This is a genomic window from Actinophytocola sp. (genome assembly GCF_035634895.1).
Taxonomy (GTDB): Bacteria; Actinomycetota; Actinomycetes; order Mycobacteriales; family Pseudonocardiaceae; genus Actinophytocola.
The window spans coordinates 51,192-65,563 of the sequence record NZ_DASQCC010000238.1 but is presented as its reverse complement, the minus strand read 5'-3'; the positions used below and the strand labels follow the sequence as shown (position 1 = coordinate 65,563).

Below are 14,372 nucleotides of genomic sequence, written 5' to 3'. Positions count from 1 at the left end.
CGCCTCAGCTGAACGCCTTCTCGATGATCTCGCGCTGCTCGACCTCGTGGACCTTGCCGGAGCCGGCCGACGGGGCGGCCATCACGCGGCGGGACACGCGGACCAGCCTGGGCAGGTCGGGGTACAGCTCCCGCAGGTGCAGGCCGTAGAACGGCCACGCGCCCTGGTTCGCCGGCTCCTCCTGCACCCAGCGGACCTCTTCCACACCGCTGTACTTCTCGAGGATCGCGCCGATCCGCTTCACCGGGACCGGGTACAGCTGCTCGACCCGGACGATCGCCGTGTCGTCGACGCCGCCCCGGTTCTCCCGCTCCGCGGCCAGCTCGTAGTACAGCTTGCCGGACACCAGCAACAGCTTGGTGACCTTGTCCGGGTCGGGGCTGGTCGGGTCGTCGATGATCGGGCTGAACCTGGACTCCTCGACGAAGTCCGCCACCCCGCTGACCGCGGCCTTGTTGCGCAGCATGGACTTCGGCGTGAACACGACCAGCGGCCGCTGCACGCCGTCGAGCGCGTGGCGGCGCAGCAGGTGGAAGTAGTTCGCCGGCGTCGACGGGACCGCCACGGTCATCGAGCCCTCGGCGCACAGCTGGAGCCAGCGCTCGATGCGGCCCGACGTGTGGTCCGGGCCCTGGCCCTCGTGGCCGTGCGGGAGCAGCATGACGACGTCCGAACGCTGGCCCCACTTGGCCTCCGACGACGAGATGTACTCGTCGATGACCGACTGGGCGCCGTTGACGAAGTCACCGAACTGGGCCTCCCACAGCACGAGCGCGTCCGGGTTCGCGACCGAGTAGCCGTACTCGAAGCCGACCGCGGCGTACTCGGACAGCGCCGAGTCGTAGGCCAGGAACTTGCCCTGCTCGTCGGACAGGTTCTGCAGCGGGACGTACTCCTTGCCCGTCTTGCGGTCCACGATCACCGCGTGCCGCTGGACGAACGTGCCGCGCCGCGAGTCCTGCCCGGCCAGGCGGACCAGGTGGCCCTCCAGGTTCAGCGAGCCGAACGCCAGCAGCTCGCCGAACGCCCAGTCGATGTGGCCGTCGCGTGCCATCTTCGCGCGGCGCTCCAGCACCGGCTTGACACGGGGGTGCGGGGTGAAGCCCGGCGGGAGGTTGACGTGCGCGTCGGCGATCCTCTCCAGCGTCTCGCGGGAGATGTTCGTCGACAGCTTCGCCGGGACCTGCTGCTCCGACTCGACGGACGGGCTCGGCGCGACCGGGTGCTTCTCCAGCTCGCGCACCTCGTTGAAGACGTGCTCCAGCTGGGACGAGAAGTCCCGCAGCGCCTTCTCCGCCTCGTCGACCGAGATGTCGCCGCGGCCGATCAGGGCCTCGGTGTAGGTCTTGCGGACGCTGCGCTTCGTGTCGATGATGTCGTACATCGCCGGCTGCGTCATCGAGGGGTCGTCGCCCTCGTTGTGTCCGCGGCGGCGGTAGCACACCATGTCGATCACGACGTCCTTGTTGAACGCCTGGCGGTAGTCCATGGCCAGCTGCGCAACCCAGTAGCACGCCTCGGGGTCGTCGCCGTTCACGTGGAACACCGGCGCCTGGATCATCTTCGCGACGTCGGTCGCGTACTGCGACGAGCGCGAGTGCTCCGGCGCGGTCGTGAAGCCGACCTGGTTGTTGATGATCACGTGGACGGTGCCGCCGGTGCGGTAACCACGCAGCAGCGCCAGGTTCAGCGTCTCCGCCACCACGCCCTGGCCCGCGAACGCCGCGTCGCCGTGCAGGGCGACCGGCAGGACCGTGAAGCCGCCGTGGCCCTTGTCGAGCAGGTCCTGCTTGGCGCGGACGATGCCCTCCAGGACGGGGTCGACGGTCTCCAGGTGCGACGGGTTCGCGGTCAGCGTGACCTTGGTCTCGCCGTCACCGAACATGCGGAAGTACTTGCCCTCCGCGCCGAGGTGGTACTTCACGTCGCCGGAGCCGTGCGCCTGGCCGGGGTCGAGGTTGCCCTCGAACTCCTGGAAGATCTGGGAGATCGGCTTGCCGACGATGTTGGCCAGCACGTTCAGGCGGCCGCGGTGCGGCATGCCGATGACGACCTCGTCCAGCTCGTACTCGGCCGCCTTGTCGAGGATCGTGTCGAGCAGCGCGATGACCGACTCGCCGCCCTCGAGCGAGAACCGCTTCTGGCCGACGTACTTGGTCTGCAGGAACGTCTCGAAGGCCTCGGCCGCGTTCAGCTTCGACAGGATGTACTTCTGCACGGCCTGCGCGGGCTTCGCGTGCGGGACCTCCACGCGCTGCTGGATCCAGCGGCGCTCGGTCGGGTCGAGGATGTAGGTGTACTCGACGCCGACCGTGCGGCAGTAGCTGTCCCGCAGCACGCCCAGCACGTCCCGCAGCTTCATCCGCTCCTTGCCGGCGAAGCCGCCGACCGGGAACTCGCGGTCCAGGTCCCACAGGGTGAGGCCGTGGGACAGGATGTCGAGGTCCTCGTGCTTGCGCTGGCGGTAGTTCAGCGGGTCGACGTCGGCCATCAGGTGGCCGCGGGTGCGGTAGGTGTCGACGAGGCCGATGACGCGGGTGGTCTTGTCGATCGCGCCCTCTGGGATGTCCTCGACCCAGCGGACCGGCTCGTACGGCAGGCGCAGCGACGTGAAGATGTCGTCGTAGAAGTTGTCCTCGCCCAGCAGCAGCCGGTGCACGCTGCGCAGGAACTCGCCGGACTCGGCGCCCTGGATGATCCGGTGGTCGTAGGTGGAGGTCAGCGTGATGATCTTGCTGACGGCCAGCTCGGTGAGGGTCTTCTCGCTCGTGCCCTGGTACTGCGCCGGGTACTCCATGGCGCCGACGCCGATGATCGCGCCCTGGCCCTTGGTCAGGCGCGGCATCGAGTGGTTGGTGCCGATGGTCCCCGGGTTGGTGAGGGAGATCGTGGTGCCGGCGAAGTCGTCCGCGGTCAGCGCGCCGGTGCGGGCCTTGCGGATGATGTCCTCGTAGGCCTGCCAGAACCGCGCGAAGTTCATGCCCTCGCAGTTCTTGATGGACGCGACGACCAGTGTGCGGCCGCCGTCCTTGGTCGGCAGGTCGATGGCCAGGCCGAGGTTGACGTGCTCCGGCGTGACGATGTTCGGCTTGCTGTTGACCTCGGCGTAGTGCCGGTTCATGTTCGGGTAGTCACGCAGCGCCCGGATCAGGGCGTACCCGATCAGGTGCGTGAACGAGACCTTGCCACCACGCGTGCGCTTCAGGTGGTTGTTGATCACGATGCGGTTGTCGAACAGCAGCTTCGCCGGCACGGCCCGCACGCTCGTCGCGGTCGGGATGGTCAGCGAGATGTCCATGTTCTTGGCGATGAGGGCGGCCGCGCCACGCAGCTGCCTGACCTCCTCGCCGTCGGTCTTCGCGTCGGCCCTGGCCGCGGCCGGCTTCGCGTCGGTCTTCGCACCGGTCGCCGCACCGGTCTTCGCACCGGTCTTCGCGTCGGTCTTCGCGTCGGTCTTCGTCTCGGTCTTGGCCGGGGCGGACTTCGCGGGCGCGGGCCTGGCGTCGGTATTCGCCGCCGGCTTGGCGGCGGGCTTGGGCGCGGGCTTCGGTTCGGCCTTCGGTGCGGTCCGCACCTGGCCGTTGGTCTCGTTCGCCGGGGGCGCAGTCGTCGCCGGCTTCGCGGGCTTGGCCACCGTCGCGGTCTTCGTGGCGCCGGTGTCGCTCTTCGTCTCGCCCGCGGCCTGGTTCGCCACGCGCTGTGTCGGCTTGTAGTCGGCGAAGAAGTCATGCCACGCTGAGTCCACTGACGACGGGTCAGCTAGGAACTGCTCGTACATCTCTTCTACGAGCCACTCGTTGGGGCCGAACTGCGACGCAGGGCTGCTGCTGGACACGGCAGGCACTCGCCTCTATCTATCTCGATCTGTTAGTGGTACGGACTGCACCTTCAGGCTAGTCCCCCGCGCGAGTGACGTGGTGCTGACTCGGCAAAGGACCGCAGGTCACATAGGTGATCGAATGTGCCCCCCGGGTGCTGCTGGTGGTGATACTCGCATTGTCTCGCAGTGGTTCAGCATTCGGTCCGGCAGAAGTTTCGCGTGTCGGGTTCATCCTGTTCGCCACCGTTGACTGTGGTGAATCCCTCACCTGTTGGTCCCGACACATGGGACAGACGGTCCACCGACCTCGACACCGCCGGGGCGGGCCAGGTGGTTGATCGGTGGACGGTCGGTTCACAGCGCTGAATGGTCAGGCACTTCCCTCCGCCCGGAGCCGGCGTCGTTGAGGGTGTCGCTGCCGGTCTCCTGGGCGTGAGTGCCGTTCCCGTACTCGGCGGTGCCGTGCCGCCACAGGTTCGCGTAGTACCCGCCGGCGGCGAGGAGGGCGTCGTGGCCGCCCTCCTCGACCACGCGGCCGCCGTCCATGACCACGATCCGGTCGGCCCTGGCCGCGGTCGCCAGGCGGTGGGCCACCACGAACGTGGTCCGCGGCGCGGCAAGGTGTTCGCTCGCGGCCAGGACCACCGCCTCCGTGGCCGGGTCCAGTGCCGCGGTGGCCTCGTCGAGCAGCAGGACGTCCGGGCGCACCAGCTCGGCCCTGGCCAGCGCGATCAGCTGCCGCTGGCCGGCGGACAGGCCCTGCCCGCGCTCGCCGACCTGCTGGCGGAAACCGCCCGGCAGGTCGGCCACCATCGGCAGCGCGCCGACCGACCGGACGGCCGACTCGATGATCGCCCGGTCGCCGTTGGTGCCGACGGTGTCCAGGTCCGACGTGGCGCCGTAGCCGACGTTGCTCGCCACGTCGCCGCTGAACAGGTGCGCCTCCTGGGGGACGACACCCAGCCGCCTGCGGAACTCCGACGGGTCGAAGTCCCGCAGGTCCACGCCGTCGACCAGGACCCGGCCCTCGGTCGGGTCGTAGAACCGCGCGACCAGCTTCACGACCGTGGACTTGCCGGCGCCCGTGGCACCCACCAGCGCCACCGTCTCGCCCGGCGACACCCGCAGGTTCAGGCCGGTCACCGCCGGGCGGTCGGTGCCCGGGTAGGTGAACGTGACGTCCCGCAGTTCCACCTCGCCCGCCAGCTTCTCGGGCACCGGCACGGGCTGGGCCGGCGGCTCGATCGAGCTGGGCGTGCGCAGCAGGTCGGCGATCCGCCGCAGCCCGACGCGGGCCTGCTGGTAGCCGTCGAACACGCCGGACAGCTGCTGGACCGGGGCGAAGAACAGGTTGAGGTACAGCATGAACGCGAGCAGCACGCCGACCGGCAGGTCGCCGGTCGCCACCCGCTGCGCGCCGACGACCAGCACCGACGCCTGCGCGACGCCGGCCAACAGCGCGACGAACGGGAAGTAGGTCGCCACGTACCGCTGGGCCCGCAACCGGGTGCGGCGGTAGGTGTCGCTGCGTGCCGCGAACTCCCGCGCCGACCGCTCCTCCCGCGTGAAGGCCTGCGCCACCCGGATGCCCGACACGTTCTCCTGCATGTCCGCGTTCACGGCGCTGACCTGCTCGCGCGCCTGCGTGTAGGCCGCGGTGGAGAGTCGCTGGAAGATCACCGTCGCGATGATCAGCACCGGCAGCACGGACAGCGCCACCATCGCGAGCCCCGGGTCGGTGATCACGAGCGCCCCCGTGATCGTCACGACCGTCAGCACGCTCGCGAGCGCGCTGACCAGCCCGGTCTGCAGGAACGTCGACAGGGCGTCCACGTCCGTGGTCATGCGGGTCATGATCCGGCCGGCCATCTCGCGCTCGAAGTAGTCGAGCCCGAGCCGCTGCAGGTGGGCATAGCTGCGCACCCGCAGCAGGTAGAGCAGCCGCTCACCCACCCGCGCGGTCAGGATCGTGTTCACCGCGTTGTCCGCGAAGCTCAGGCACACCAGCACCGCCGCGATCGCCGTCACCACCCACAGCGCGGTGGCGTTGTGGGTGAGCACGCCGTCGTCGACACCACGCTGGACCAGCAGCGGCACCGCCATCGAGAGCACCGCGTCGGTGATCACCAGCCCGGCCACGACGGCCAGCATGAGGCGCACCGGCTTCAGCAGGCGGCGCAGCCGGAAGCCGGGGTCGGGCGCCGTCGGGTCCTCGTCCCGCAGCTCCGGCTTCTCGGTCGCCGGCGGCAGCGCGGCCACCCGAGCCATCAGCTCCGGCGTCGGCGGCGCGCCGTTCATCGCCCCGATCCGCCCACCCGCGGCGCCGCCGCGGGCCGGCGCGCCGATCGTGACCTCCGGTGCGCGCGTGGTCGCGGTCGGCTCCTCGACCTCCGCCGGCCACAGCTCCGGTGTCCAGCCCTCGGGGCCGGGCACCAGCACGGCCCGCCCCCGGGACATGTCCTCGATGGCCTCACCAGGGCCGGCCAGCAGCGCCCGGTACAGCTCGCATCGCTCGGTCAGCTCCTCGTGCGTGCCGATGTCGACCACCTTGCCGTGGTCGAGCACCGCGATCCGGTCCGCCAGCGCCAGCGTCGACCGGCGGTGCGCGATCAGCAGCGTCGTGCGGTCCTGGGTGACGGCCCGGAGCGTGTCGTGGATGGCGGCCTCGGTCGCCGTGTCCACCGCGGACGTCGCGTCGTCGAGCACCAGCACCCTCGGGTCCGACAGCAGCGCCCGCGCGAGCGCCACCCGCTGCCGCTGGCCGCCCGACAGCGTCAGCCCGCGCTCGCCGACCACCGTGTCGTAGCCGTCCGGGAGCGCGGTGATGAACGCGTCGGCCTGCGCGCCCCGCGCCGCCGCCGCGATCTCCTCGTCGGTCGCGTCGGGGCGGCCGTAGGCGATGTTGGTGCGCACGGTGTCCGAGAAGAGGAAGGCCTCCTCGAACACGACGCCGACGGTGCCGCGCAGCGAGGCCAGCCGCAGGTCGCGGATGTCCACGCCCGCCACCGAGATCGAGCCCTCGTGCACGTCGTAGAAGCGGGGTAGGAGCAGGGACACGGTCGACTTGCCGGACCCCGCGGTGCCGACCAGCGCGAGCGTCTCGCCCGGCCGGACCTCGAAGGAGACGCCGTCCAGCACCGGCTCGCTGCGGGTGTAGCCGAAGCGGACGTTCTCCAGGCGGATCCCGGCCGGGCCCGCCGGCACGTCGATCGCGTCGGGGGCGTCGACGACCGTCGGGTGGGAGTCGATCAGCTCGTAGACCCGCTCCACGCCGGCCCGCGCCAGCTGCACGTTGACCAGCAGGCTCGACATCAGCCGGGTGGGCCCGACGAGGTTTGCCACGTAGCTGGCGAACGCGAGGAACGTGCCGAGCGTGACCTGGCCGTTCATGGCCATGAACCCGCCGACCAGGAGGACCGCGACCTGGCCGGCGGCCGGCATGGCGACGAGCGTGGCGGCCGGGCGGGAGGTCAGCTTCGCCGTGCGCATCCGCTCGCCGAACAGCGTGCGTGCCGCCCGGTCGAGGCGGTTGATCTCCCGCATCTCCTGGCCGAAGCCCTTGACCACGCGGACGCCCGTGATCGTCTCCTCGACGTGCTGGGCGAGGTCGGCCGCGCGTTGCTGTGCCGACCAGGAGGCGGGGAACAGCACCTGGCGGCTGCGGACGGCGACCACGGCCACCACCGGCATGACCACCAGCGCGATCAGCGTCAGCAGCGGGGAGAGCCACAGCATGGCCGCGAACGCCGCGAACGCGAACACGATCGTGCCGACCGAGAGCGGGAGGATCATCAGCAGGCCCTGCACGACCTGCAGGTCCGTGATCGACCGCGAGACCACCTGGCCGGTGCGCAGGGTGTCCTGCTTCGCCCCGTCGAGCCGCTGGACGGCGGAGAAGACCTGCTGACGCAGGTCGTGCTGCACGTCCAGTGCGAGCCGCCCCCCGAGGTAGCGGCGCACGAACGCGGTCACGAACGTCGACAGCTCCATCAGGATCAGCGCGGCGACCAGCCACACGAGCCGGGACGTGGTCCCGGCCACCGCGTCGTCGACGACCAGCTTCACCAGCACCGGCCCCGCGGCCTGGAAGCCGACGCCGATCACCGAGGAGGTCATGGACAACACGACGAGCCGCCGGTGCCGCCAACAGGCGGCACTCAGCCGGCGGATCCAGCCGGGGGAGGAGTCGGACACGTCCCCCACACTAGGCGCGCCCACCCCCGCGCGAGTCCCGCGTTCAGACATAGCGAGTCCCGCGTTCACACATACCGAGTTGCGGTTTCGTGCACACGGTCCGGGCCGGGACCTGCACGAATCCGCAGTTCGATGTGTTCGAACGCGGGACTCGCGGTGGTGGTTGTCAGGTGATGTCGCGGTTGTTGTTGCGGAGCAGGCCGCCGACGAAGAAGACCGCCGTCCAGGCCAGGAAGATCAGGCCGCTGATCCACATCGAGAACGCGCCGGGCGCGCCGGCGCCGGCGCGGGCGATGACGTCGAACTGGTCCCGCTCGCTCGGGGTCGGGTTGCCGCCGACGATGCCCTGGATCTGGTCGTACAGCAGCTGCGCCGCCGTCGACCCCGTCAGGCCGTTGGCCGAGCCGTTCGGCATCACCCCGGCGAGGTGCAGGTCCGGGTTCTGTGCCGTGATCAGCACCTCCGCGATCGGCCCGATCAACCCCGCGTACAGCAGCAGCACCAGCAGTGCCGCCACCGGCGAGCCCAGCAGGGCGCCCACCCCCATGCCCAGCAGTGTCCACAGCAGGCACGACAGGATGCCGGTGAACAGGATGATCAGCCAGTCACTCGCGTCCGGCAGCTTGCCGGTGGTCCCCAGCACGATGCCCAGGCTCGCCGCCAGCGCCACGACGACGCCGTAGACCAGGCCCCACATCGTGTACACGATCGCCTTCGCGCCCAGCACCGTCGCGCGGCTCGGCGCGGTCAGGAAGCTCGTCGTGATCGTCTTCCGGTTCAGCTCGCTCGCCAGTGCCAGGGCGCCGAACACCATGGGGAACAGCGACGCGAAGTTCATCGCCCTGGTCAGCGCCAGCGACGACAGGGACAGCTCGGCGTTGCTGATGCCGCCGCTGTTCAGCGCGTCCTCGATCGCGTCGCCGACGTCGGTGAAGAACTTCGCGGCCAGCCACGCCCAGCCCAGCGCCAGGCCGACGGCCGGGATCAGCAGCGCCCACCACATCTTGGTGGTGAGGATCTTGCGGAACTCCGCCCTGATCAGGTTGCCCATCAGTTGTTACCCCCGTCCGAGCCGCCGCTGGCACCCGGGCCGGGCGGGGGCGTGTCGGGTGGTGGCGGGGCCTGCGGCGGCGCCTCCCAACCGGTCGGCGGCTGCTGCCAGCCACCGGAGGGCTGCTGCTGGTAGCCACCCTGCTGCGGCGGGGGCGCCTGCTGGTAGCCGCCGGGCGGGTACCCCTGCGGTGGGTAGCCCTGCTGCGGCGGGTAGCCGGGCTGCTGGTGGTAGCCGGACTGCTGACCGGGCGGCGGCGCACCCCAGCCAGGAGCCGGACCCTGTGGTGGCGCCTGGGCGTACGGCATCTGCCCGGTGTACTGGCCCGCGGTCAGCCGGAAGAACAGCTGCTCCAGGTCCGCCCGCTCCTCGTGCACGCCGTACAGCGCGATACCCGCCTGCGCCGCGACGTCGCCGACCTGCTGGATCGTCGCGCCGACCACGGCGAGCTTGCCGTCCGGCGTCGGCGACACGTTGGTGATCTTCGCTTCCCGCAGCGCGACCGCCAGCCGCTGCGGGTCGGCCGGCTGCACGATGACCCGGCTCTGCTGGGAGCTCCGCAGCTCGTCGAGCGACCCGTAGTACATGGTCTGGCCCCGGCTGATGATCACCACCTGGTCGATCGTCTGCTCGACCTCGGCCAGCAGGTGGCTGGAGATCAGCACCGTGCGACCGCTCTGCGCGAACGCCTTCAGGAACGCGCGCAGCCAGGCGATGCCCTCCGGGTCGAGGCCGTTCGCCGGCTCGTCGAGGACCAGCACCTGCGGGTCGCCGAGCAGCGCGGTCGCGAGCGCGAGGCGCTGCTTCATCCCCAGCGAGAAGCCGCCGGCGGCCCGGTTGCCGGCCGCGGCGAGGCCGACGAGGTTCAGCACCTCGTCCGCCCGCTGGTCGTGCACGCCCATGGCGGCCGTGTACACCCGGAGGTGGTCGCGCGCGGTGCGGCCGGGGTGGAAGCCCTGCGCCTCCAGCACGCCGCCGACGATGCGGGCGGGGTTGCCGAGCCGGTTGAACGGCTCGCCGTTGATCGTCGCCCAGCCGGACGTCGGGCGCACGAGGCCGAGCAGCATGCGCAGTGTGGTCGTCTTGCCGGAACCGTTCGGGCCGAGGAAGCCGGTCACCGTCCCGGGTTCCACGTTGAAACTGAGGTTCTGTACCGCGGCGACCTGACCGAAGTGCTTGGTCAGGTTCTGCACCACGATGCGGCCGCTGCCGTCCTGCACGTGCCCTCCATGCCTCGCCTGCGGGTTCGTGCGGGCCATCTTGCCCCATGGCGGTGGTGGGTTTGTGGCGAACGGTCCTAACGGGTCCGAGTGTTTACCCGGCCAGGGGGATCGGCGGGTGTCAACCGGCTGAAGGGGTTGCGCAGCGGGTGGGTGCGGCGCCGGTGCGGGACGCCCTCGTCGATCAGGTGCTCGTGGGCGGCACGCCACACCTGGCACGGCCAGCGCCTGGCGCGGCCGCCGGAGCGGCAGCCCGCGCAGCGGCCGTCCGGATCGGCGTCGTGTGTGCTCAGCAGCCGGCGCCAGCCGTCGGCCAGCCGGCGCAGTTCGGCGCGGGCCAACGGGAGCAGCTTGGCGGGATCGCCCTGGCCGGCCGCCTTGTCCACGGCGGCCAGCCGGTTCAGTACGGCACGGCGGGTGTCATCCATCCCGGGGACCACTGGGTTCACCCGACCTGGCGATCCGGGTGCTCGACGGAGCGGTCGGCGACCTGGTCGAGCGCCCGGCCCAGGCCCCTGGCCTGCTGCGCGGACAGCACCGCGGCGGCGCCTGGCGGTGGGACGAGCACCACCCGCTCGCTTTCGACGAGGACCATCAACGCCCGGTCGCGGCCGAAGGGGTCTATGCATCTGACGGACCATCGGGGTTCAGTCACCGATACGGCATCGGTCATGGAAAGGAAGGACCGAAGTGGTAACGACGGACTTCACTCCATTGCCGCGTTTCTCACTCGATCGAGCGCGCCGTGGAGTGAACGTCGCAGTGCGAGTAGTGGCGGTCGCGGCGGGTGATCCTTGTGCGCCCGCTGTGTCGGGTAGGGGCTGAATCGAGAACTTTTACGACTCACCCACCCCCGATTGCACCACCCTGGACCGGATGCGCTTAAACTGCACTTGGCGGCCCGCTCCCAGTGACCCCCAGGCTGGTTGAGCGGGCCGCCCTCAAAACCCCTGTTCGACTGGCGTCTTCCCCGTTCCCGTGTTTCTTCCGGGGGGGCGACCCCCAGACCCCCACGGTGCGGATTGGTTCCGATCCAGCGTGGTGGGTGTTCGTTTGGGCTGATCGGGCTACTTGGGCTACTCGGGGCTACTTGCTAACGGGAGCTAACGGGGATGTGCGGTTCTGTTCATTGTGTTCATGGAACTTGGGAACGCGGGAACGGGGGACTGGCTGTCGCTAATTTGCGACAGGGTGTCTGGTTTTGGGGTGGTCGGGGGGCTTTTCGGTTGGGGTGGGGGGTTTCTGCTTTTGGGCGCGTGTTGATTAGTTGACGATTTTGGTCAACGGGATGTGTGACAAGTTGTGGGCTGTTGCCACAGGGGCGTTGGTCAGGGCGCCCTGGTGGGTGTTCAGGCCCTGCTTCAGGGCTGGGTCGGTTGCCAGGGCGGCGTGCCAGCCCTTGGCCGCCAGGGCCTGTGCGTAGGGCAGGGTGACGTTGGTCAGGGCGTACGTCGACGTCCTGGGGACCGCGCCCGGCATGTTCGCCACGCAGTAGAAGACCGAGCCGTGGACCTCGTAGGTCGGGTCCGCGTGGGTCGTGGGGTGGGAGTCCTCGAAGCAGCCGCCCTGGTCGATCGCGATGTCGACCAGTACCGAGCCCGGTCGCATGTCCGCCACCAGCTCGTTGCTGATGAGCTTCGGTGCCCGTGCGCCTGGGACCAGCACGGCGCCGATGACCAGATCGGCCTCGCGGGCGGCCTGCTCGACGGCGTACCGGCTGGACGCCACGGTCTTGAGCTGTCCGCGGAACTGGGCGTCGATCTGGCGCAGCCTGTCCACGTTGGTGTCCAGGACCTCGACGTCCGCGCCCATGCCGACCGCGATGGTCGCCGCGTTCAGGCCCGCGACGCCGCCGCCGATCACCATGACCCGCGCCGGGGCCACGCCCGGCACGCCGCCGGGCAGCACGCCCCGCCCGCCGGACGGCTTCATCAGCGCGTACGCCCCGACCTGTGGCGCCAGCCGGCCCGCGACCTCCGACATGGGGGCGAGCAGCGGCAGCGCGCCGTTGCTGGTCTGGACGGTCTCGTACGCGATGGCCGTCGTGCCCGCGTCGAGCAGCGCCCTGGTCAGCGGCTCGTCGGCGGCCAGGTGCAGGTAGGTGAACAGGACCTGGTCGCGGCGCAGGAACTGGTACTCGGCCGCGATGGGCTCCTTGACCTTCAGCACCATCTCACCCTCGGCCCACACCTCCTCGGCGGTGGCCAGCACCTTCGCGCCCGCGGCGAGGTACTCCTCGTCCGTGATGGCCGACCCGAGACCGGCGCCCGCCTCGACGAACACGTCGTGCCCGTGCGCGGTCAGCTCGTGCGCCCCAGCCGGGGTCAGCGCGACCCGGTACTCGTGGTTCTTGATCTCTTTGGGAACCGCGATCTTCACTGCTGAGCGTCCTTCCGACGACTGGGCCGATTGGTGTCGAACACCACAATGCGATAACAATAAGTAAGTGTCATCGTGGCGCTAGCACCAGACATGAGCCCGGCTGTAGTGCTGGTAGCACAGTCAGGCCCAGTGGAGCGCCGCCAGTTGGACCAGTAGTGCCAGCCTCGTGTCCGGGTCGTCCAGGTCGACCTTCGCCAGCTCGACGAGCTTCGCCAGCCGGTACCGCAGGGTGTTCGGGTGGATCCGCAGCGCGCCGCTCGCCGCACGGGGGTCCCCGGGGTGGCGCAGCCACTCGTACAGCGTGTCCACATAGGACGTGCCGGACCGCTCGTCGTGCGCGGTCAGCACGGCCAGCGGCCCGAAGTCGGTGGCGCCGGAGGCCAGCGCGCCCGTCGCCGAGCGATGCAGCGCCAGGACGGTCCACGCCTCCTCGTGGCTCACCACCGGGCCCCCGATCAGGCCCGTGCGCAGCAGGTTCAGCATCTCCTCGGCCAGTGAACGCGACGCGGCCAGCTCGGTCAGCGGCGCCGCGGGACCGGCCGCGACCAGCGGGCCCTCCTCGCCGGTCAGCGCCTGCCGCAGCGCGGGCCAGCCGGTGCGGTCCGCGACCACCGCGTACAGCACGTCACGCAGCTCCGTCACGGCGGGCCGGCGCCCGACGCCCGCGGTGATCCGCTCCCACAGCGCGAGCCGCATGCCTTCCGCGCCAAGGGGATCCGGCGTGCGGATGGCGATCGCGACCACGCGGTGCGGCTCGTCCGGCAGGTCCAGCTCGGCGGCCGCCAGCCGCACGCTGCCGGTGCCCTCCAGGACCGTCCGGACCAGCTCCGCGGACCGCCGCCGGCCGGCGTCCTCACGGGCCCGCCGGCGCAGCAGGTGCAGCGCGACGACCGGCGCCGTGTCGGCGAACGCGGACGCCCGCTCGTCGGACACCGGTCCCGGCACGACCGCCCACATCGAACCGAGCAGCTCGCCGCCCATCCGGATCGGCACGATCAGCCGCGGCAGCGTCCCGTCCTTCTGGCGCGGCACGAAGATCGTGGTCCGGCCGCGGGACAGGTCGCGGAACACGCCACGCGAGCGGAACCGGGCGAGCACGTCGTCCGGTACGCGCCGGCCCATGATCGTCGACACCCGGGCGGGGTCCGTGCGGTCCTGGCGGGCCGAGTAGGCGAGCACGCGGGAGTTGGCGTCCTCGATCGTGACCGGGGCGTCGACCACCGCGGCCGCCGCGTCGGCCAGCCGGAACAGGTCGCCGAGGCCGGGCTCGGCGTCGTGGTGCTCGTCGGACTCGTCGGCGTCCGCGTCGAGGACCGACCGCAGCAGGAGCACGACCTGCGCCCACGAGGCGGCCGCGTTCACCTCGACCAGCGCGACGCCGACGGCCTGCGCGGCGGAGCGGACCGCGGCGCGGCCGGGCAGCGGCGGCTTGAGCAGCACCGCGGCCGCGCCCTCGCAGTACCGGACCAGCTCCGCGGCGTCCTTCGTGCCGTGCACGCCGACGCCGAGCACGAGGTCGCCCTGCCCGATCGGGTCCCGGCCCCCCGGTTCGGCGATCACGACGTCGGTGACGTGCTCGGCCGTGCCGGGCAGGCGGGTGTGCAGAAGCGTCGGCCCGACCCGGTCGACGACGCCCTGCACGGTGATCACGTGGAGATGGTGTCAGCCGGAACGCCGGCCGACCAGCGCACGCGGCCGGCGGGGG

Annotated in this window: 8 protein-coding genes; all 8 read right to left on the bottom strand. The window is 70.9% G+C overall.

Going from position 1 to position 14,372, the window contains the following annotated elements; genetic code table 11:
• Positions 1-4: 4 nt before the first annotated feature.
• Positions 5-3,835: a multifunctional oxoglutarate decarboxylase/oxoglutarate dehydrogenase thiamine pyrophosphate-binding subunit/dihydrolipoyllysine-residue succinyltransferase subunit gene (locus tag VET29_RS36845; RefSeq protein WP_324929642.1), complete on the bottom strand. Its 3,831-nt coding sequence runs from the start codon at positions 3,833-3,835 to the stop codon at positions 5-7.
• A gap of 339 nt (positions 3,836-4,174) precedes the next feature.
• On the bottom strand, positions 4,175-8,065 hold the full coding sequence (locus VET29_RS36840; RefSeq protein ID WP_414636708.1) for an ABC transporter ATP-binding protein: 3,891 nt from the start codon (positions 8,063-8,065) through the stop codon (positions 4,175-4,177).
• Between the two features lie 115 nt (positions 8,066-8,180).
• Entirely contained in the window at positions 8,181-9,065 is an 885-nt protein-coding gene (locus VET29_RS36835) for an ABC transporter permease subunit (RefSeq protein WP_324929590.1), read from the bottom strand.
• Positions 9,065-10,285 (bottom strand): ABC transporter ATP-binding protein, encoded by a 1,221-nt coding sequence (locus VET29_RS36830; RefSeq protein ID WP_324929588.1) that lies wholly within the window; start codon positions 10,283-10,285, stop codon positions 9,065-9,067. The genes VET29_RS36835 and VET29_RS36830 overlap by 1 nt, the downstream gene beginning before the upstream one ends.
• A gap of 77 nt (positions 10,286-10,362) precedes the next feature.
• Complete coding sequence (locus VET29_RS36825) at positions 10,363-10,713, bottom strand: hypothetical protein (protein ID WP_324929587.1); 351 nt, start codon at positions 10,711-10,713, stop codon at positions 10,363-10,365.
• Between the two features lie 17 nt (positions 10,714-10,730).
• Entirely contained in the window at positions 10,731-10,880 is a 150-nt protein-coding gene (locus VET29_RS36820; RefSeq protein ID WP_324929585.1) for a hypothetical protein, read from the bottom strand.
• Positions 10,881-11,548: 668 nt separating this feature from the next.
• Positions 11,549-12,664: an alanine dehydrogenase gene (ald, locus tag VET29_RS36815; protein WP_324929583.1), complete on the bottom strand. Its 1,116-nt coding sequence runs from the start codon at positions 12,662-12,664 to the stop codon at positions 11,549-11,551.
• 123 nt (positions 12,665-12,787) lie between these two features.
• The gene (locus tag VET29_RS36810) at positions 12,788-14,317 is read right to left on the bottom strand and encodes a helix-turn-helix domain-containing protein (protein WP_324929581.1); all 1,530 of its coding nucleotides are present in this window, start codon (positions 14,315-14,317) and stop codon (positions 12,788-12,790) included.
• Between the last annotated feature and the right edge of the window lie 55 nt (positions 14,318-14,372).

What these genes read in the sequence shown, in the direction of transcription:
- VET29_RS36820 (WP_324929585.1), bottom strand. Translation starts at nt 10,880, where the DNA reads ATGGTCCTCGTCGAAAGCGAGCGGGTGGTGCTCGTCCCACCGCCAGGC.
- VET29_RS36825 (WP_324929587.1), bottom strand. Translation starts at nt 10,713, where the DNA reads ATGGATGACACCCGCCGTGCCGTACTGAACCGGCTGGCCGCCGTGGAC.
- VET29_RS36840 (WP_414636708.1), bottom strand. Translation starts at nt 8,065, where the DNA reads ATGTCTGAACGCGGGACTCGCGCGGGGGTGGGCGCGCCTAGTGTGGGG.
- VET29_RS36835 (WP_324929590.1), bottom strand. Translation starts at nt 9,065, where the DNA reads ATGGGCAACCTGATCAGGGCGGAGTTCCGCAAGATCCTCACCACCAAG.